We start from the raw sequence: 18,831 nt of genomic DNA, 5'->3' as shown, positions 1-18,831 counted from the left end.
TCCCAACTTATTCTGGGCTCGGAAGATATCACCGTTCGTCAAGCGCAGCCACGGCGACGCAGCACGAAAGGATAATGCAACCGAATCAGGCGGACCCTCGCGGAATGATCCGTCGAACCTTGATCACCGCCGCGCTCGCTGGCTCCCTCGCGGCGGCAGGCGCCGCCATTCCTGCGACGGCCTCGGCTTCCGGCGGCGAGGCCGCCTCCAAGGACGTCGGCCAGTACGTGGACCTGCTGCCCGTGGCGCTGCCGATCGTCGCCGACGGCCGGCTGGTGAACTACGTCTTCGTCTATGTCCGCATCAACCTGACCAGCGGGGCGAACCCCGCGCCGCTGCGGGCCAAGGAGCCCCACTTCCGCGACGCCCTGGTGCGGGCCGGCCATCGGACGCCGTTCACCCTCGCGAGCGACTACAGCAAGATCGACGCCGCCAGGCTGTCGGCCACGATGATGCGTGAAGGCCTCGCCATCGCCGGTCCGGGTCAGATCAAGTCGGTCGTCGTCACCTCGCAGCAGCCCCGCCGTCGGGTGGCCACGCCCCGCGGCTAGGCCGCCCGGATCGCGACGTTCGTCGGGCGCCGGTAGGGCAGGTTGCGCCCGCCTCGGAAACCTGAGTAGGCTCCCGCTCCCACGGGCAAGTGAGAGCGCCCGGGGTCATTGGGGAAACGAACAAGGGCTGGGAGTTCGCCGGAGCAGCCCGTCTGGGCCGCCGGCGCCCCCGACCGCGCAGATCGCAAAGGGGTGCGCACAACATGAGTCTAACGCTTACGCTGGTGATCGTCGCCGGCCTGCTCGCGGTGCTGTACGGCGCCGTGCAGTCCAGCGCGCTTCTACGGGCCTCGCCCGGCAATGCGCGGATGCAGGAGATCGCCGCCGCCATTCAAGAGGGCGCGCAGGCCTACCTGAACCGCCAGTACACCACCATCGCGATCGTGGGCGCGGTGATCCTCGTCGCCGCCTTCTTCCTGCTGGGCTGGGAAGCCGCCGTGGGCTTCGCCATCGGCGCGGTCCTCTCAGGCCTCGCCGGATTCGCCGGCATGCTGATCTCGGTCCGGGCCAACGTCCGCACCGCCCAGGCCGCCTCGGAGAGCCTCGAGAAGGGCCTCTCCATGGCCTTCCGCGCGGGCGCCGTCACCGGGATGCTGGTCGCCGGCTTCGCGCTGCTGGGCGTCTCCGTCTACTTCGCCATGCTGGTCTATGGCCTGGGCTATGACCCGACCAGCCGCGTGGTGGTGGACAGCCTCGTCGCGCTGGGCTTCGGCGCCTCGCTGATCTCGATCTTCGCCCGCCTCGGCGGGGGCATCTTCACCAAGGGCGCCGACGTGGGCGGCGACATGGTGGGCAAGGTGGAGGCCGGCATCCCCGAGGATGACCCGCGCAACGCCGCCACCATCGCCGACAACGTGGGCGACAACGTCGGCGACTGCGCCGGCATGGCCGCCGACCTGTTCGAGACCTATGCGGTGACCACGGTCGCCACCATGGTCCTGGCCGCCATCTTCTTCCGCGGATCGGGCGTCGAGCTCAGCATGATGCTGCTGCCTCTGGCCATCTGCGGCATCTGCATCCTGACGTCGATCCTCGGCACCTTCTTCGTCCGCCTGGGCAAGAAGAAGAATATCATGGGCGCCCTCTACCAGGGCCTCCTCGTGACGGGGGTGACCTCGATCGTGGCCATTTGGTTCGTCACGAACCAGCTGGTGCCGGGCGCTGTGACCGCCGGCGACTTCACCTTCGGGGCCATGGAGCTCTTCTGGTGCGGCGTCGTGGGCCTGCTGGTCACCGCGGCCATCGTGGTCATCACCGAGTACTACACGGGCACGGGCTTCCGGCCGGTGAAGTCGGTGGCCAAGGCCTCGGTCTCGGGCCACGGCACGAACGTGATCCAGGGCCTGGCGATGTCGCTGGAGTCCACCGCGCTTCCGGCGCTGGTGATCATCATCGGCATCCTCGTCACCTACAACCTGGCGGGCCTGTTCGGGATCGCCATCGCCACGACGTCCATGCTGTCGCTGGCGGGCGTGATCGTCGCCCTCGACGCCTTCGGCCCGGTGACGGACAACGCCGGCGGCATCGCCGAGATGGCCGGCCTTCCCCCGGAAGTCCGCGTCTCAACCGACGCCCTGGACGCCGTGGGCAACACCACCAAGGCCGTGACCAAGGGCTACGCTATCGGTTCGGCCGGCCTGGGCGCCTTGGTGCTGTTCGCCGCCTATACCGAGGACCTGAAGTTCTTCTCGGCCAACGCCACGCCGGGCTCGTTCTTCGACGGGCTGGGCGCAGTGGCCTTCGACCTGTCGAACCCGTACGTCGTGGTCGGCCTGCTGTTCGGCGGCCTGCTGCCGTTCCTGTTCGGCGGCCTGTCAATGACGGCGGTGGGCCGCGCCGCTGAATCGGTCGTGGCCGAGGTGCGGCGTCAGTTCAAGGAGAACCCCGGGATCATGACGGGCGAGGTGAAGCCGGAGTACGGCCGCGCCGTCGACATCCTGACACGGTCGGCCATCCGCGAGATGATCGTGCCGAGCCTGCTGCCCGTCGTCTCGCCGGTCCTGCTGTTCTTCGTGATCCGCGCCATCGCCGGCAATACCGACGCGTTCGCCGCGCTAGGCGCCATGCTGATGGGCGTGATCGTCACCGGCCTGTTCGTCGCCATCTCGATGACGAGCGGCGGCGGCGCCTGGGACAACGCCAAGAAGCTGATCGAAGAGGGCCACTACGGCGGCAAGGGTTCCGACGCCCACAAGGCGGCGGTCACCGGCGACACCGTCGGCGACCCCTACAAGGACACGGCGGGCCCCGCCGTGAACCCGATGATTAAGATCACCAACATCGTGGCCCTGCTGCTGCTGGCGGTGCTGGCCCACATGGGCTGATCCAAAGGTCCTGAAAAGCAGAACGCCCCGGAGAGCGATCTCCGGGGCGTTTTTCTTTGGCAGGTCCCCTGACTAAGGGGCGCGGATACGCCCTAGCGGCGGTCGCCGGGGCGGGAGCCGGGGACGCCCTCGTCGTCCTGCGGCAGCATGCCCGAACGCCCGACGGAGCCCAGGAGTTGTTCGAGGATGGTCATCTCGCGGCCGCGGGTCGGCGTTTCGCGGCCGTTGAAGGCCACGACCTTGCCGTCCTTCAGCGTGTAGTTGTTCACTGAGGCGACCGCTTCGGTCTCCTTGTTGAACTCGATGGCCGTGACATTGCGGGCGGTGACTTGCGGCTTCCGGAAGGCGACCCGCTGCTTCACCTGGTTCACGTAGAACCAGACGTTCGGATCGAAGGTCGATTGCGCGGAGGGCGAGCCCAGCTTGGCGCGGACCGTCGACTTGGTGTCGGTCCCGACTTTCACGTCCTGGGGATTGGCGTCGATCGCCTGGAACCCGGAATAGGTGGTGATCGGCGCGCAGGCGGCGAGCCCCCCGGCGATCAGACCCACGGCGAGGACGGCGGGGGCGGCTCTGCGGAACATTCGGTCGGGTTTCCAAAGTCACCTGAAAGGCAAGAGGCTTTGACCTATCGCCGGCCGCCCCTTAGTTCAATGCCGCCTTTAACCCCGCCCTTGGGCGAAATCGAGGCCGACCCATGCTGAAGAGCCTGTTCAAGCCGAGACCGGCGCAGACCGCCGGACGGGCGCTGTATGCGCGCGTGGTCGAGCAGGCGCGGTCTCCGGCGCTGTACCGGGACCTGGGCGCGCCCGACACGGTGGAAGGCCGGTTCGAGATCTACAGCCTGCATGTGGTGCTGCTCCTGGAGCGGCTGCGGGGCCACGGCGAGGCGGCGGCCGATGTCTCGCAGGCCCTGTTCGACGCCTATGTGAGCAGCCTGGACGACGCCCTGCGCGAGATGGGCGTGGGCGACCTGTCGGTCGGCAAGAAGATGCGCAAGCTGGGCGAGGCGTTCTACGGCCGCGGCAAGAACTACCAGGAAGCGCTGGACAGCCTGCCCGACCGCGCGCCGCTGGAGGCGATCCTGGGCCGTACCGTCTATGCGGACGCCGAGGATCGTTCGGCCGAGCTCGCCGACTATGTGCTGGCGCAGCGCGAGGCGCTGGCGGGCAATTCGCTGGAGGCGCTGCTGGCCGGCAAGGCAGATTGGAGGGCCGCGTGAGCGAGGCGTGGGACAAGCCGCTGAAACTGCATGAGGTGAACCGGGGGCCGGTGCGCCTGGCGCTGGCGCCCGACGAGGCGGCGCGGGCGGCGGTGGCCAAGCGGCTGGGCCTGAAGAGCCTTCCGAAGCTGACCGCCGACGTCGTCGTGAAGCCCTGGCTGGACGGCGCCGAGATCACCGGGCGCTTCGACGCCGTGGTGGAGCAGATCTGCGGCGTCACCCTGGACCCCTTCGAGCAGCCGGTCTTGGGCGAGGTGTTCGCCCGGGTCGTTCCGGCGGGCAGCCCGCATGCCGTCGAGCCCGAGACCGGCGAGATGGAGCTGGACCTCGAAGCGGACGATCCGCCGGACGTGCTGGCGGGCGACGCCATCGACGTGGCCGACTACGTCGTCGAGCACCTGTCGCTCGAGCTGGACCCGTTCCCGCGCAAGCCGGGCGCCACCTTCGACTACCAGTCGCCGCAGGAGGAGGAGTCGCCCTTCGCCGTGCTCAAGAAGCTGCAGGACCCGAAGGGCTGAGACCTTGGGCCCTGGTTTTCAGAACTGAAACCGGCGCGTATGGTCGCGATGATTCCGGCTGAAGGCCGCCGAGGGACGAAAGCGCCGACTTGACCCAATCGCTGGTGATTTCGATCGACGCCATGGGCGGAGATCACGGACCGTCCGTGGTGGTGCCGGCGACGGCGCGCGCCCTGAAGGACCTGCCCGGGCACATCCGCTGCCTGCTGCATGGCGACGAGGCGCAGCTGCGCGCCGAGGTCGCCAAGTGCGCGGGCCTGGCCGAACGCGCCGAGATCCGCCACGCCGAGCGCGTCATCGGCATGGACGAGAAGCCGGCCCAGGCGCTGCGGCGCGGGAAGGGCACCTCGATGTGGGCCGCCGTGGAGGCGATCCGGGAAGGCGAGGCGGGGGTCGCGGTCTCGGCCGGCAACACCGGCGCCCTGATGGCGATCTCAAAGCTGATCCTGCGGATGAGCGCCGACCTGGAGCGTCCGGCCCTGGTGGCCTCGATCCCCCACGCGAAGGGCGTCAGCACCTTCCTGGACGTGGGCGCCAACGTCGACTGCGACGCCGAGCGTCTCGTCGAGTTCGCTATCATGGGCGAGGCCTATCACCGCGCCGCCCACGGTGTCGCGAAGCCGACGGTGGGGCTGCTGAACGTCGGCTCCGAGGAGATGAAGGGCCACGAAGAGGTCCGCGAGGCGCATCGCATCCTGCGCGAAGGCGGGCTGGACCTCGAGTACCGGGGCTTCGTCGAGGGCGACGATATCACCCAGGGCACAGTCGACGTCGTCGTCACGGACGGCTTCACCGGCAACATCGCCCTGAAGTCCATGGAGGGCGCGGCCAAGTTCCTCTACGGTGAACTCCGGGCGGCGCTCACCGCCGGGCCGCTCTCCAGCTTGGGGGCCCTGCTGGCGCGACCTTCGCTGCTGCGGTTCCGGGAGCGGATCAACCCGCCGCCGGCCGCGCCGCTGCTGGGCCTGAACGGCCTGGTCCTGAAATGCCATGGCGGCGCCGACGACCGCCAGTTCGCCAAGGCGGTGCGCGCCGCGGCCGATGTGGCGCAAAGCGGGTTTGCCTCCGAGATCGAACGGAATATGAGGCGCCTTCCCGCCGCGCTGTCTTCCGCAGCGCCCGCGGACGGAGCCGCCTAGAGTGTCCAAAGTCCTGCGTAGCGTGGTCACCGGCGTCGGGGGTTACCTCCCGGACGGCGTCGTCACGAACGACGACCTGGCCAAGATCGTCGACACCTCGGACGAGTGGATCCGCGAGCGCACCGGGATCACCCAGCGCCGCAAGGCCGCCGACGACCAGCCGGTTTCCGACCTGGCGGTAGAGGCCGCCCGCCGGGCCCTGGCCGCCGCAGGCCGCACGCCCGCCGACGTCGACCTGATCATCGTGGCCACGACCACGCCCGACCTGACCTTCCCCGCCACGGCCACGATCGTGCAGCGCAAGCTGGGCGCGCCGGTGGGCATCGCCTTCGACGTCCAGGCGGTGTGCTCGGGCTTCGTCTATGCGCTGTCGACCGCCGACGGCTTCGTCGCCCGCGGCCGCTCCAAATGCGCCCTGGTCATCGGCGCCGAGTGCATGACCCGGCTGATGGACTGGACCGATCGCGGCACCTGCGTGCTGTTCGGCGACGGCGCCGGCGCGGTCGTGCTGGAGCCGGGCGAAGGCGAGGGGGCCACGACCGACCGCGGCCTGCTGGGCTTCGCGCTGCGCGCCGACGGCACGAAGCAGGAGCTGCTGTACGTCGACGGCGGCGTCTCGACCACGCGGACGACGGGCTACCTGCGCATGCAGGGGAACCAGGTGTTCCGGCATGCTGTGGTCAACATCTCCGAGGCCGTGACGGCGGCCGCCGCCGACGCGGGCATCGCCGTCTCGTCCGTCGACTGGTTCATCCCCCACCAAGCCAACCAGCGCATCCTGGAAGGTGTGGCCAAGCGCCTGGGGATCGACGAGACCAAGGTGATCTCGACGGTCGCGCAGCACGCCAACACCTCTGCGGCGTCCATTCCGCTGGCCCTCGACCAGGGCGTGCAGGACGGGCGGATCAAGCCCGGCCAACTCCTGCTGCTGGAGGCGATGGGCGGGGGGCTGACCTGGGGCGCGTGCGTGCTCAGGCTGTAGGCGCCTTAACCGCGGCCTGCAAAGCGTGACTTGAAGTTGTTGAGCCGATAGGACAATCAAGGTCCATGAACGATGTCTCGGCGGGGGTCAGCGTAAGGATGAAGGGGGCGACCGTCACCCGGGCGGACCTCTGCGAGGCCGTGCACGAGCAGGTGGGCCTCACCCGCCAGGATTGTTCGGAGCTGGTCGAGCGGGTGCTCGAGCTCATGTGCCAGGCGCTCGAGCGCGGCGAGCAGGTGAAGCTTTCCGGCTTCGGCGTGTTTCAGGTCCGCGCCAAGCGCGCCCGCATGGGCCGCAATCCCAAGACGGGTGAACCCGCCGCCATCGAACCCCGCCGCGTGATCGGCTTCCGCGCCTCGCAGGTGATGAAGGCGCGGGTCGACCAGGCGCTGTCGCGGTGAGGACGCCCTAGGCCGTGGCCAAGGGCCCGGACGCGTTCCGCACGATCTCCGAAGCGGCGGACGAGCTCAACGTGCCTCAGCACGTGCTGCGCTTCTGGGAAACCAAGTTCACCTTCATCCGGCCCATGAAGCGTGCGGGCGGACGCCGATTCTACCGGCCCGCCGACATTGCGGTGCTGCGCGGCGTGCGGCGGTTGCTGCACGACGAGGGCTACACCATCAAGGGCGTGCAAAAGCTGCACCGGGAGCAGGGCATGAAGCGCCTCCTCGCGGCTGGAGAGGGTGGACCTGTGGTCGATACGGCGGCTGCGTCTTCGCCGTCGGGCAGGGCCGCCGGCAGCACGGATGCGCTGCTGGCCGCGCTCCACGACCTCGAGACGGCGAAGCGGCGCCTGGACGACCTTCTCAAAAGTTGAGCGCCGCAACTTAAAGTTACCAGCCGCGTCGGCAACTGGCGGTGTGCCGCTTGGTTGGTCCCTGGTCAGCCAGGGAGACCGCCATGCCTTTCAATCCGCTCGCCGAGCGCGGCATTCCGCTCGAGCGCCAGTTCCGAAGCTGGTCCGAACTGAACGTCCAGCCGTACGACACCCGCGACGTCCATCCATACACGCGCTGCCGCGTGATCCTGATGAACGGGGTGGAGGTCGAGGCGGCGATGTTCTCGCACAACTTCAACCGCAACACCGGCGACGTGGAGCTGAAGCAGCGGCTGCAGCGGGTGCGCCGCGTGGAACAGCAGCAGCAGAAGGCGGTGAACTGGCTGATCCCCGGCGAGGCGCAGGAGAACGCCATCGAGGTGACCATCGGCTACGAGCAGGTGGCGGTGGACCTGACCGCCTGGCTCGCACGGCACGAACCGGACCCGTACCTGAAGCAGGTCTATGAGTTCGGCCTTCTGGAGGACTTCGATCACCTCTACCGGTACGCCAACCTGATGGACCTGATGGGCAATGGTCGCCGGGCCGAGGAGATCACCGGCAGCTACACCGAGATCACCCCCGGGCGGCCCACCATCTTCGAACACCGCGACCCGTCCGACGACATCCGCCGGCCGATGACCGTGCAGGCGGCGCACCGCCAGTCGATCCTGAACGCCATGACGTTGGTCTCGGCCGAGCAGCAGACGATGAACTACTACATGACCGTGGGGAACCGGCCGACCGACCCGCTGGCCCGCGCGCTCTACCTCGAGATCGCCGAGATCGAGGAGCAGCACGTCAGCCACTACGAGTCGTGCCTCGACCCCAACATGAGCTGGCTGACCAACTGGGTCCTGCACGAGAACCATGAGTGCTGGCTCTACTGGTCGTGCTTCGAAACCGAGGTCGATCCGCGGATCAAGGCGATCTGGGAACTGCACCTCGCCATGGAGATCGAGCACCTGCGGATCGCGGCCCGCGCCCTCGAGGAGATCGAGGGCAAGGACGCGGCCGCGCTGATCGGCGCCGGCTACGACGCGCCGATGACGTTCGAGGAGAACAAGGCCTACCTGCGCGAGGTCGTGTCGCAGCAGGTCGAGCTGACGGCGTGGGACTCCGAGTTCGTGCCGATACAGCAACTGCCGGAGGGCCATCGGTACTTCGAGTACCAGGCGACGGTGAACGCAGGCGGCGTGCCGACCGAGCAGGTGATCGAGCGCCACCGGGCCGAGTTCGGCGACGAGTACCGCTTCGAGACCGAGGGGCCGCACCCCGTCGCGCCCCTGCGTCCGGAGGGGCCGCACGATGAGCTCGGCTATTGGCGAGCGACGGGCGCGCAGGGCGCGCCGGCCGCGAGCGTTTGAGGAGGGACGACGATGTCGCACGACAAGGAAGACGGCGGCCTGAAGGGGCTCGCCCACAAGGCCCAGGACATGGTCGGCGGGATGGTGGGCCTGGCTTCGGCCTCCACCGCGGGCTCCCACAACGCCCAGGCGTTCATCGCCAACGCCTGCATCGCCGACCTCTATGAGATCGAGGCGGGCCGGCTTGCGGCGCGGCGGGCTCAGTCGGACGCGGTGCGGATGTTCGGCGCGATGATGGTCGAGCATCACACGACGGCGATGCACCAGATGCACTCGGCGCTGCACAGCCACGAGGTCACGGATCACATTCCCGACGCGGCGCCGACGCAGGAGCTGGACGAGCGGCGAGCCGGGATGCTCAAGCACCTGCAGGAGGCCGCGGACACGGACTTCGACCACATGTACCTGGACCAGCAGCGGATGGCCCACCAGGAGAGCGTGGCCCTGCACAAGGGCTATGCCGAGAACGGCGACAATCCGCAGCTTCGTTCCGTGGCCATGGGCGGCCTGCCGATGGTGGAGCGGCACCTGAAGATGCTGGGCCGCATAGGCGTGCACTGAGCGCACGCATCGAAGGCTCGGACGGCGGCGGTCGAAGGGCCGTCGCCGCATCGCGTCCGATGAAGGGAATATCTCGCCGCCGGCCGATGGTCGGAGCGGCGGGATTCGAACCCACGACCCCTTGACCCCCAGTCAAGTGCGCTACCAGGCTGCGCTACGCTCCGCAGGCCGGTCGGCGAGGCCGGTCTTCTAGCGGATGGCGCGGGGAGGGCAATGAGAAAGTTCGTCGTTGCGGTCGCAGCTCTCGTGGCCGGTCTGACCGGATCACTGGCAGTGGCCCAGAGCCCATCCGACGCCGGCGTCCCCGTGTTGCATCCCGTCGTGTTCAAGGGGAGGGTTGGCGAGTACAGCCGATTGGGACCTGTCGGCGGCTACTATCCAGAGCGCGCCTCGCAGGCCGGCCGCAATGGCGCCGCCGTCATCGAATGTCGGGTCGGTCCGGCTCGCGAGCTGCTGGATTGCGTTCGCGTCGAGGCGCGTCCCCTCGATTGGGGCTTCGATGAGGCGGCCATCCGGATGGCGGCTGCGAAGTACATCGTCGCATCCCAGGACGCGGCGGACCTGCCCGCGCGCGCTCACTTCCTCATCGTCTTCGAACTGCCGCGTCGTCGCCTGAGATGATCAGCGCCCCCGGTTCATCCAGCGGAACAGCGGGGCGAGGGGAAGCCACCAGCAGAAGCCGGCGACGGCGTAGTACGGAAGCTGGGCCCACCAGCGCTCGGGCAGGCGTTCGCCGATGGCCACCGCGGCCCAGACCCAGAGCACCAGGAACCCCAGTATCGCGAAGAGACCGATGAGCTTGCGCAGGCGTGCCGACATGCGCCTGGGCTATAGCGGGGTCGCGCTTCGGCCCCAAGAGCGATAAAGGAGCCGCCCAAGTTCGGCCCTCAAGCGGCGCCACCCCCGCGTACCCATGACCTCGTTCCTGCGCTCCGACCGCTCCAAGCCTGTCGCCGTCTGGCTCCTCGTCGTGGCGGCCTTCGTGCTCGCCATGGTGATCGTGGGCGGGGCGACGCGACTGACGGATTCCGGGCTCTCCATCACGGAGTGGAAGCCGGTGACCGGCGCCATCCCGCCGATGAGCGATCAGGCCTGGCAGGCGGAGTTCGCCAAGTACCGGGAGATCCCCCAGTACCAGCAGGTCAACCGCGGCATGACGCTGGCGCAGTTCCAGTCGATCTACTGGTGGGAATGGGCGCACAGGTTCCTGGGCCGGCTGACGGGCCTCGTGTTCTTCGCGCCGTTCGTCTGGTTCGCGGTCCGGCGGGAGATCCCCAAGCGGCTGACCTGGCGCCTCGTGGGCATCTTCGTGCTGGGCGCGCTGCAGGGCGCGGTGGGCTGGTGGATGGTGGCCAGCGGCCTCTCGGAGCGGGTGTCGGTGGCCCCCGAGCGGCTGATGGCGCACCTGGGCCTGGCCTTCGCGCTCCTGGCCCTTCTGGTCTGGACCGCGCTCGACGCCTGGGCGGGCGGGGCGCGGCAGACCCTGCCCAGCCCTTGGGGCAGGCGGGCCGCGTGGCTGCTGGCCCTGATCTACTTCCAGATCCTGCTGGGGGCGCTGGTCGCCGGCAACGACGCGGGCCTGCTCTACAATGACTGGCCCATGATGGGCGGCCGCCTCGTACCCGAGGATTACGCGGCGACGACGCTTTGGGGCACGCTGGCGCACAGCCAGGGCGCGGTGCAGTTGCATCACCGGCTGATCGCCTATCTGGTGACCGGGGTCGCGATCGCGATCGGGGTCTCGGCCTGGCGGTCCAACTACCTGCACCGCGAAAGCAAGCTGCTCGGCGTGGCGGTGGCCGGCGTGGTGACGGTCCAGGCGCTGCTCGGCGTGGCCACCCTGATGCTGCGCGCCCCTCTGGGTCTTTCAATCGCCCATCAGCTCGCGGCGGCCCTGGTCCTGGCGCTCGCGACGGCCTTCGCGTGGCGGACCCGGCGCATCTAGGGCGAAGAAAGTCGCGGTATAATAATACCGCAATGTCTATCATGTTGATTATGTTAAGTTATCTTGCAGGCCGGCCCGCCGAACGGCGTTGACAAAGCCAGCGGACGTCGGCATATGCCGCGCCTCACGTCGGGGGCGCACGGTCGCGCACCCGCATCTGATCGACGGATTGAACCATGTTGAAGGCTACGACGGCTTCGCTGAAGCCCGCCGAGGTCGAGAAGAAGTGGATCGTGGTCGACGCCAAGGACGCCGTGGTCGGCCGCCTGGCTTCGTTCATCGCCATGCGTCTTCGCGGCAAGCATCGGCCCGACTACACCCCGCATGTGGACTGCGGCGACTTCGTCGTCGTCGTGAACGCCGACAAGGTGAAGTTCACGGGCAAGAAGCTGTCCGACAAGATCTTCTACTGGCACACCGGCCACCCGGGCGGCGTCAAGCAACGCACCGCCGGCCAGATCCTCGGCGGCAAGTACCCCGAGCGCGTGCTGGAGAAGGCCGTCGAGCGCATGCTGCCGAAGGAGAGCCCGCTGGCCCGCAAGCAGATGACGCACCTGCGCATCTATACGGGCGACGAGCACCCGCACGCGGCCCAGAACCCCGAGACCATCGCGTTCGCCGACCTGAACGCCAAGAACGTGCGGAGCGCGTAATGAGCGAAGCCAACACCCAAGAAGCCACCGGCTTCGACGCTCTGAAGGGCCTGGGCGCCGCGGCGGCCGAAGAAGCCGTCGTGCGTGAGCCGAAGATCGACGCCCAGGGCCGCGCCTACGCGACCGGCAAGCGGAAGAACGCGGTGGCCCGCGTGTGGATCAAGCCGGGCAAGGGCGCGATCACCATCAACGGCCGCGACCAGGAAGTCTATTTCGCGCGCCCCGTGCTGCGGATGATGATCGCCCAGCCGCTGCAGATCGCCGACCGCCTCGGCCAGTTCGACGTCGTCGTCTCGGTCGAAGGCTCGGGCCTGTCGGGCCAGGCGGGCGCCGTCCGTCACGGCATCGCCAAGGCGCTGACCTATTACGAGCCGGGCCTGCGCTCGGTCCTGAAGCCGCACGGCTTCCTGACCCGCGACCCGCGTGTCGTCGAGCGTAAGAAGTACGGCAAGGCCAAGGCCCGCCGCAGCTTCCAGTTCTCGAAGCGCTAATTCCGATACTTCAATTTGTTGAATAAAAACAGGCATCTAACGCGAGTTAGGTGCCTGTTTTGTCATTCACAGACGACTCACAAGCGGTTGTATTTTCCGCAGTTTCCAGTTAGTGTTTTGCACAGTTCCTTCACAGGAATTGGCGAGGCGCGCGATGCCTGGGAGCTTCTATCAAGAGGTCCACCGCCTCCGTGACGGGGCCGTCATGGTCTACCGTCGCGGCGACACCAAGCAGCAGGTCTACCAGGCCCGCCTGAAGGTGCCCGGGGTCAGCGGCTACGTCATCCGCTCCCTCAAGACCCGCGATCTCCCCACGGCCCTCAACCAGGCCGAGGACCTCTTCTACGAGCTGCGGGCCGAGCAGAAGCTCGGCATGGACGTGCGGGTCTCCGGCAACCTGAAATTCAAGGACCTGTGGAAGCGGTTCTACGCCGCCCACGAATCCGGGCTGTCGGTCCACCGCCAGCGGCTGCACAGGTTCATGGCGGACAAGTACTTCAACCCCTATTTCGGCGAAGCCCGCGTCAACGACATGCCGGACGCCTTCGTCGAGCGCTACTGGGATTGGCGCATCAACTACCACAATCCCGACCGGTGGGATGGCGACGAGGAGATCCCGGCCAACGCCGTCAAGGTTCCTGCGCAGAAGACCCTCGACATGGAAGCCGGCATGCTTCGGCAGATCTTCCGCTGGGGCAAGCGGATCGGCTTCGTGAAGCGCGAGCCCTGGGTCAAGGCCACCAAGGTGAAGCACACCAAGGGCGTTGAGCGCCGGCCCACCTTCGACGAGGCCGAGTGGAAGGCGATCTACACCTTCCTACGGGACTGGGTGAAGGAGGGCATGGTCTCGGCGGCCGGGGAGGGCGGCGGCCGGCTGCACCGTTCCGGCCCCAACGCCATGCATCGCTATCAGCGCGAGCTGCTACGCGACTACCTCCTGTTCATGGCGAACTCAGGCCTTCGCCCCAACGAGGCCCGCCAACTCTGTTGGCGGGACCTGCGGATCGAGAAGGACGCCGAGAACAAGCCGGCGCTTGTCGTAGAGGTGGCCCCGACAACGAAGACCGGCGCCCGCACCGTCGTTTGCCGCGAAGGCACACAGACGTATCTGGACCGGTTCAAGAAGCTCTCGCGGCACAGCGCGCCCGACGACTTGGTGTTCTGCGGCTATGACGGCAAGCCGGTGGAGAACTTCAACAAGACTTTTGCGAACGTCCTGTCGCGGCTGAAACTCCTGGACGACCGCTGGGGCAAGCGGCGGACGGTCTATAGCCTGCGCCACTTCTACTGCACCCAATGCCTGCTTTCCGGCATTCCGGTCCACGTCCTGGCCAAGAACATGGGGACCTCGATCACCTACATCGAGAAGCACTACAGCCACGTGCTCACCGTGATGCAGGCGAAGGAATTGCGGACCAAGAAGTTCAAGGCCAAGGCGTAGCGCGTTTCGCCAATAGGCGAGGGGCGTCAGATGACGCCTCGTTCTCGCCGCCATGAAGATGGCGGCTGTCAGGCGCCGCCCGTAGGGGCGGTGCGGATTGGGCAAGGGCCCCACCTGTGAAACGGCTGCGAGCGCACCGGTCGGCGCGGAGGCAGCGGAAGTGGCGAAGGCGAAGACCTGACTCCAAGGCGAAGTTGGAAGCAGTCCGCTTGTGGGCACCCAGCCTAGCATCGGCGGCCAACGCGAAGTCATGGCGCCTAGCGGATGTCGAGCTGCCCATCACTAAGCGCGAGAACGGCCGTAAACTTCAGACGCGGGAGGTTACGGCTTCGGGGCTGTCCAATGGTCGGTGGTTAGCTCTGCTGCGCGGGCGTATCGCCGCGCGATGACGGCGCAGGCGATCAGCTGCATCTGGTGAAAGACCATCAGCGGTAGGATGATGAAGCCCATCTGGGCCCCTGGGAACAACACGCCGGCGATTGGAAGGCCTGAAACCAGGCTCTTCTTGGAGCCGCAGAACTGGATGACGATCCGGTCTCCCGCGCTGAATCCGGCCCGTCGCGCGATCAGCCACGTGAACGACAGCACGATGGCGAGCAGGACCGCGCAGGCGAGGGCGATCTGGATCAGGCCGAGGGGGCTGAGCCGGGTCCAGATCCCGGCGATCACCGCGGCGCTGAAGGCTGTGTAGACCACCAGCAGGATCGATCCCCGGTCCGCTAGGCCGACAACGGACTTGTGGCGGTCAAGCGTGGTCCGCACCCAGGGGCGGGCGAGATGGCCCAGGGCGAAGGGCAGGATCAGTTGGAGCACCAACGGGGCCGCCTGCACGGAGCCGGACCCGGCCGGCCGATGGATCAGCGATGTCGCCAGGAGCGGCGTGGCGAACACGCCAACGACGTTCGAGAGCGAGGCGCTGCAGACGGCCGCGGCGACATTGCCGCCGGCCATGGCGGTGAGCGCGACCGACGACTGGACGGTGGAGGGCAGCAGGGTTAGGAAGAGAACCCCGGACGCCGCCTCGGGAGGCAGGGGCAGGATGCGGATCGCCGCGAGGCCCAGGGCCGGGAACAGCAGGAAGCTGACGGCGAGGACCAGGGCGTGCACGCGCCAGTTCCGGATCCCCTGGAAGATCGCCTCGCGGGACAGTTTTGCGCCGTGCAGGAAGAAGACCAGCACAATCGCGGCGTCGGCGGCGACGTCGAATGCGGTGGCAGCCACGCCCCGACAGGGCAGCACCGTCGCGAGGATCACCGTCGCCAGCAGGGTCAACAGGAAGGGGTCCGCGCGCCCGAGCGCGGTGTGCAGCCAGGTCGGCTTCATGCGTGGTCGCCTTCCAGCGAGACGTGCGCGGCGACGATCTTCCAGCCGTCGGCGAGCTTGACCCACGCCTGGCTCTGCCGGCCGCGGCGGCCGCCCGCTCCACGGAAGAACTCGGCATGCGCGACCGCGAAGTCGGTCCCGAAGGTGACGATGTGCACGCGCCCCAGGCGGCGGGGCGGTGAGCCGCCGCGCCCGCTGCGGAAGGCGCGGATCTCGTCGATCCCGTAGAGGACCTCGCCAACACCATAGCGGACTGTCGTCGGCGCATCGTGGAACAGCGCATCCAGGGCGACGAGGTCGTCCGCCATCAGGGCGCGCTCGTAGGCGTGGAAGGCGGCGGTGACCTCGGCGTGGGCGGCTGGGTCGCTGACGATCACCCGGAGGTCTCCTGCACGCCGACGGCCGCGCCATCGCTGCGGGGATCGCTGGCGCCTTCGAAGACGCCGTGGGGGTGGCGCACGATGGCGCCGGCGTGGCCCATGGCAGCGGACAGGCGCGGCAGCACCTCGACGTCGTGTCCGGCCGCGCGAAGGGCCGAGATGAGGTCCGGCGTGAAGCCGTCCTCGAGCTTGAGCGTGGTCGTCGCCTGGCCCCAGGTGCGGCCGAGCAGCCATCGCGGCGCCGAGATGGCCTCCTGGAGGTCCATCCCGAGGCAAGCGTAGCGGGTGAAGATCGCCGCCTGGGTCTGCGGCTGGCCCTCGCCGCCCATGGTGCCGTAGGCCATCAGCCGCCCGTCGTCGAACCGTGCGAGCGCCGGGTTCAGGGTGTGGAAGGGCTGGCGGCCCGGGCGGAGTGCGTTGGGACCGTCCGCCCCGAGCCGGAACGAACTGCCGCGGTTCTGCCAGACCACCCCGGTCTGCGGCAGCACCAGGCCTGACCCGAACTCGAAGTAGGTGCTCTGGATGGCGCTGACCACCTGGCCCCGCACGTCGGCCGCCGCGAACCAGGTCGTGTCGCCGGCCGGGCCACGATGTGGCCAGGGCAGTGCGCGTTGCGGGCTGATCCGGGCGGCCATTTCGTCCAACGCCCGGTCGTCGTCGAGGAGGTCCTGGGCCGCCCGCGGCATGCCGGCGGGATCGCCCAGCAGCCCGTCGCGGACGAGGAAGGCCTGCTTGGTGGCCTCCACGAGGCCATGGACGTGGTCGAAGGCTCCGGAGGTCCCGGCGCCCAGCCGCTCGAACAGCGCCAGGATCATCAGCGAGGTCAGGCCCTGGGTGGGCGGCGCGGTGTTGAAGAGTTCGGCGCCCAGCGCCCGCCGCCGGAGCGGGGTCGGGGTTTCAGCCTGGTGATCGGCGAGATCTGCCGGCGCCAAGGGACTGCCGAGCGCCGCCAGATCGGCCGCCATGGCGGCTGCGAGCTCGCCCCGGTAGAAGCTGTCCGGCCCATCCCGGGCGAGCGCCTCGAGCGTGTCCGCCAGCCTGGGCTGCTTGAGGACGTCACCCTCGCGTAGCGGCCGACCTTCCGGCTCGAACACCTCCGCATAGGCGCCCGGCTGGGCGCGGAGCTCCGGGCCCTTGTCCCGGGCGACCTGTGCGCCGCCAGCCGTCGCCGGCACGCCCGATCGCGCGAGCCGGATGGCGGGCGCCAGGAGTTCCTCCAGCGGCCAGCGGCTGCCGGAGGCCGCCAGGACGGCCGCCCAGGCCGACACGGTTCCGGCGACGGTGTTGGCGGCCAGTCCGCCTCGGGTCGGAATTTCCTTGAGGCCGCCATAGAGGCCCAGGTCGGCCGCCGCCGCGGCCCGACCGCAGCCGTGGATCGCGCGCACCTGGCCATCCGGCTCATGGACCAGCCAGAAGCCGTCCCCGCCGATCCCGGTCATGTGCGGATAGACCACCGCCAGCGTCGCCGCCATCGCCACCGAGGCCTCGACGGCGCTGCCTCCCGCGGCCAGGACGTCGCGTCCGACCTCCGCGGCCAGGTGGTGCGGCGCGGTGGTCATCCCCCGGTCCGCGCGCTGGGTGGTCATCATCTGGTCGGCTCCGGATGGGTGATCCCGGTGACGCCGGCGGCGTCCAGCCGCGCTGCGGCGGCGAAGAGCGCCGCCTCGCGAGCAGGCGCGGCCACGAGCTGCAGGCCCAGCGGAAGCCGGCCTGGCCGGCGCAGGGGAGCGGTCAGAACGGGCAGGCCCGCCAGGCTGAGCGGCTGGGTGTATAGGCCGAGGTTGGCCCTGGCGTTCATCGGCCGTCCGTCGATCTCGATCATGGCCTGGCCGATGGCCGGGGCGACGCAGGGCGTCGCCGGCGCCAGCAGGACGTCGTAGGCCTCGAAGATCTCCAGCCAGGCCGGGACGATCCGGTCCCGCACAGCCTCCGCTTCGGCGACCGCGGCGGCAGGCAGGGCCAGCCCCGCCAGCAGCCGGTCCCGGACGGCGGGGTCGAAGGCCATGGGGTCCGTGCGCAGGCCTGGCAGATGTCTCCGCCCGCCCTCGGACGCGGTGAGCAGGAAGGCGGCGGATCGCGCCGCCTCGGCCCAGGGCAGGCTCACCAGCGGCAGCTCGCCGAACGCGTCCTGCGCGCCGTCGATGGCGGCCAGGGCCTCAGGGTCGCTGGCGTGCCGGAACCAGCCATCCAGCCGTCCGACGCGCAAGGCGGCCGTCGACGAGGTCGAACGTCCGGACAGGACGGAGAAGGCGAGCCGCAGGCTCTCGAGCGAAGGGGCGAAAGGCCCGGGCACGTCGAGACTCTCGACGAACGGGAAGACGCCGTCGGTCGGCACAGCGCCGTGACTGGGCCGGAGCCCATAGACGCCACACAGCGACGCGGGGACCCGGATCGAGCCGTTGGTGTCCGACCCCAGAGACAGGGACACCATCCCGGCGGCGACGGCGGCCGCGGATCCCCCCGACGAGCCTCCGGCGATGCGGCCGCGGTCGTGGGGATTGCGCGTCGTGCCGTAGTGGGCGTTCTCGGTGGCGAAGCCGTAGGCGAACTCGTCCATGTTGAGCGTGCCCACGAGCACGGCGCCGGCGGCGAGGAGCCGGGTGATCGCCGCTGCATCGCTGGCCGCCGGCGGCGTATCTCGCCGGGCGGCGGCGCCCGCGGTGGTGGGCAGGCCGGCGACGTCGAAGAGGTCCTTTGCCGCGAAGGTCACCCCCGCCAGGGCGCCGGGATCGCCGCCGGCGGCCACCGTGAGATCGACAGCCTCGGCCTCGGCCATGGCGCGGTCGTCCAGGACCCGTGTGAAGGCGCCTATGGCGGGATCGTCGCGGCGAATCCGCTCAAGGGCGGTTCGCACGACGTCCCCGGCCTTGAGGCGGCCGGCGCGGACCGCCGCGGCGATCTCCACCGCGTCGGCCGGATTGAAAGCGGCCTGCCTCATGCGCCGGGCGGACCGAGATCGGTCGACTGGAGGGCTGACCGGACCACCGCCAGGTGGCCGGCCAGCACCGTCAGGTTGGCGAGCAGGCCCGGCGCGCACGCCTCGGGCGGCGTGACGCCAAGGCGGTGCAGCACCTCGCGGCAGCCCTCCGCATCCGCCGGCAGGTCGATCTCAGTCAT

General features: G+C 69.1%; 22 protein-coding genes and 1 tRNA gene. 15 read left to right on the top strand and 8 right to left on the bottom strand.

The window, feature by feature from the left end; all coding sequences use genetic code 11:
* Window positions 1-104: 104 nt before the first annotated feature.
* Window positions 105-551, top strand: a complete 447-nt coding sequence (locus ACO2Q0_RS21140) for a hypothetical protein (RefSeq protein ID WP_423353500.1) — start codon at window positions 105-107, stop codon at window positions 549-551.
* Window positions 552-754: 203 nt separating this feature from the next.
* On the top strand, window positions 755-2,875 hold the full coding sequence (locus ACO2Q0_RS21135; protein ID WP_423353499.1) for a sodium-translocating pyrophosphatase: 2,121 nt from the start codon (window positions 755-757) through the stop codon (window positions 2,873-2,875).
* 92 nt (window positions 2,876-2,967) lie between these two features.
* Here the strand turns inward: ACO2Q0_RS21135 and ACO2Q0_RS21130 are convergent, their stop codons facing one another.
* Window positions 2,968-3,459, bottom strand: a complete 492-nt coding sequence (locus tag ACO2Q0_RS21130; RefSeq protein ID WP_423353498.1) for an outer membrane protein assembly factor BamE — start codon at window positions 3,457-3,459, stop codon at window positions 2,968-2,970.
* A 113-nt stretch (window positions 3,460-3,572) separates the two neighbouring features.
* Here ACO2Q0_RS21130 and ACO2Q0_RS21125 point away from each other — a divergent pair, with 113 nt between their 5' ends.
* The 8 genes from ACO2Q0_RS21125 to ACO2Q0_RS21090 all read left to right on the top strand — a co-directional run bounded on the left by ACO2Q0_RS21125 (window position 3,573) and on the right by ACO2Q0_RS21090 (window position 9,481).
* A complete protein-coding gene (locus ACO2Q0_RS21125; protein ID WP_423353497.1) occupies window positions 3,573-4,097 on the top strand; it encodes a ubiquinol-cytochrome C chaperone family protein in 525 nt (174 codons plus the stop codon).
* Entirely contained in the window at window positions 4,094-4,615 is a 522-nt protein-coding gene (locus ACO2Q0_RS21120; protein WP_423353496.1) for a YceD family protein, read from the top strand. Before ACO2Q0_RS21125 ends, ACO2Q0_RS21120 begins: the two co-directional genes overlap by 4 nt.
* 89 nt (window positions 4,616-4,704) lie before the next feature.
* Window positions 4,705-5,754 (top strand): phosphate acyltransferase PlsX, encoded by a 1,050-nt coding sequence (gene plsX, locus ACO2Q0_RS21115; RefSeq protein ID WP_423353495.1) that lies wholly within the window; start codon window positions 4,705-4,707, stop codon window positions 5,752-5,754.
* A gap of 1 nt (window position 5,755) precedes the next feature.
* Window positions 5,756-6,736 carry a beta-ketoacyl-ACP synthase III gene (locus ACO2Q0_RS21110; RefSeq protein WP_423353494.1) on the top strand — a complete coding sequence of 327 codons (981 nt, stop codon included), beginning with the start codon at window positions 5,756-5,758 and terminating at the stop codon, window positions 6,734-6,736.
* A 98-nt stretch (window positions 6,737-6,834) separates the two neighbouring features.
* Window positions 6,835-7,137: an integration host factor subunit alpha gene (locus ACO2Q0_RS21105; protein WP_423353542.1), complete on the top strand. Its 303-nt coding sequence runs from the start codon at window positions 6,835-6,837 to the stop codon at window positions 7,135-7,137.
* A gap of 14 nt (window positions 7,138-7,151) precedes the next feature.
* Window positions 7,152-7,553 (top strand): MerR family transcriptional regulator, encoded by a 402-nt coding sequence (locus ACO2Q0_RS21100; protein WP_423353493.1) that lies wholly within the window; start codon window positions 7,152-7,154, stop codon window positions 7,551-7,553.
* An 83-nt stretch (window positions 7,554-7,636) separates the two neighbouring features.
* A complete protein-coding gene (locus ACO2Q0_RS21095; protein WP_423353492.1) occupies window positions 7,637-8,920 on the top strand; it encodes a hypothetical protein in 1,284 nt (427 codons plus the stop codon).
* A gap of 12 nt (window positions 8,921-8,932) precedes the next feature.
* A complete protein-coding gene (locus ACO2Q0_RS21090; protein WP_423353491.1) occupies window positions 8,933-9,481 on the top strand; it encodes a DUF4142 domain-containing protein in 549 nt (182 codons plus the stop codon).
* Between the two features lie 87 nt (window positions 9,482-9,568).
* Here the strand turns inward: ACO2Q0_RS21090 and ACO2Q0_RS21085 are convergent.
* Window positions 9,569-9,645: transfer RNA gene (locus ACO2Q0_RS21085), tRNA-Pro, on the bottom strand.
* A 49-nt stretch (window positions 9,646-9,694) separates the two neighbouring features.
* Here ACO2Q0_RS21085 and ACO2Q0_RS21080 point away from each other — a divergent pair.
* On the top strand, window positions 9,695-10,102 hold the full coding sequence (locus ACO2Q0_RS21080; protein WP_423353490.1) for a hypothetical protein: 408 nt from the start codon (window positions 9,695-9,697) through the stop codon (window positions 10,100-10,102).
* On the opposite strand, the gene ACO2Q0_RS21075 is transcribed toward ACO2Q0_RS21080, so the two are convergent.
* Window positions 10,103-10,300 (bottom strand): DUF2842 domain-containing protein, encoded by a 198-nt coding sequence (locus ACO2Q0_RS21075; RefSeq protein ID WP_423353489.1) that lies wholly within the window; start codon window positions 10,298-10,300, stop codon window positions 10,103-10,105. It lies immediately after the preceding gene.
* 94 nt (window positions 10,301-10,394) lie between these two features.
* On the opposite strand from ACO2Q0_RS21075, the gene ACO2Q0_RS21070 reads away from it, so the two are divergent.
* From ACO2Q0_RS21070 to ACO2Q0_RS21055, 4 genes are all read left to right on the top strand, one after another.
* Window positions 10,395-11,426, top strand: a complete 1,032-nt coding sequence (locus ACO2Q0_RS21070; RefSeq protein ID WP_423353488.1) for a COX15/CtaA family protein — start codon at window positions 10,395-10,397, stop codon at window positions 11,424-11,426.
* Between the two features lie 179 nt (window positions 11,427-11,605).
* On the top strand, window positions 11,606-12,079 hold the full coding sequence (gene rplM / locus ACO2Q0_RS21065; RefSeq protein ID WP_257839198.1) for a 50S ribosomal protein L13: 474 nt from the start codon (window positions 11,606-11,608) through the stop codon (window positions 12,077-12,079).
* Entirely contained in the window at window positions 12,079-12,570 is a 492-nt protein-coding gene (gene rpsI / locus ACO2Q0_RS21060) for a 30S ribosomal protein S9 (RefSeq protein WP_423353487.1), read from the top strand. The genes rplM and rpsI overlap by 1 nt, the downstream gene beginning before the upstream one ends.
* A 205-nt stretch (window positions 12,571-12,775) precedes the next feature.
* A complete protein-coding gene (locus ACO2Q0_RS21055) occupies window positions 12,776-14,011 on the top strand; it encodes a tyrosine-type recombinase/integrase (protein WP_423353486.1) in 1,236 nt (411 codons plus the stop codon).
* Between the two features lie 321 nt (window positions 14,012-14,332).
* Here the strand turns inward: ACO2Q0_RS21055 and ACO2Q0_RS21050 are convergent, their stop codons facing one another.
* The 5 genes from ACO2Q0_RS21050 to ACO2Q0_RS21030 are packed head-to-tail and all read right to left on the bottom strand — an operon-like array spanning window position 14,333 to window position 18,831.
* The gene (locus ACO2Q0_RS21050; RefSeq protein WP_423353485.1) at window positions 14,333-15,334 is read right to left on the bottom strand and encodes a bile acid:sodium symporter family protein; all 1,002 of its coding nucleotides are present in this window, start codon (window positions 15,332-15,334) and stop codon (window positions 14,333-14,335) included.
* Window positions 15,331-15,711, bottom strand: a complete 381-nt coding sequence (hpxZ, locus tag ACO2Q0_RS21045) for an oxalurate catabolism protein HpxZ (protein WP_423353484.1) — start codon at window positions 15,709-15,711, stop codon at window positions 15,331-15,333. Before hpxZ ends, ACO2Q0_RS21050 begins: the two co-directional genes overlap by 4 nt.
* Window positions 15,708-17,300 (bottom strand): gamma-glutamyltransferase family protein, encoded by a 1,593-nt coding sequence (locus ACO2Q0_RS21040; RefSeq protein WP_423353483.1) that lies wholly within the window; start codon window positions 17,298-17,300, stop codon window positions 15,708-15,710. The genes hpxZ and ACO2Q0_RS21040 overlap by 4 nt, the downstream gene beginning before the upstream one ends.
* Window positions 17,300-18,652, bottom strand: a complete 1,353-nt coding sequence (locus ACO2Q0_RS21035) for an AtzE family amidohydrolase (RefSeq protein WP_423353482.1) — start codon at window positions 18,650-18,652, stop codon at window positions 17,300-17,302. Before ACO2Q0_RS21035 ends, ACO2Q0_RS21040 begins: the two co-directional genes overlap by 1 nt.
* Entirely contained in the window at window positions 18,649-18,831 is a 183-nt protein-coding gene (locus ACO2Q0_RS21030) for a hypothetical protein (RefSeq protein ID WP_423353481.1), read from the bottom strand. Before ACO2Q0_RS21030 ends, ACO2Q0_RS21035 begins: the two co-directional genes overlap by 4 nt.

The organism is Phenylobacterium sp. VNQ135 (assembly GCF_049445735.1).
In the GTDB taxonomy this organism is placed as follows: domain Bacteria; phylum Pseudomonadota; class Alphaproteobacteria; order Caulobacterales; family Caulobacteraceae; genus Phenylobacterium.
The sequence above is the reverse complement of the archived record's forward strand: the minus strand, read 5'-3'. Positions and strand labels throughout refer to the sequence as shown.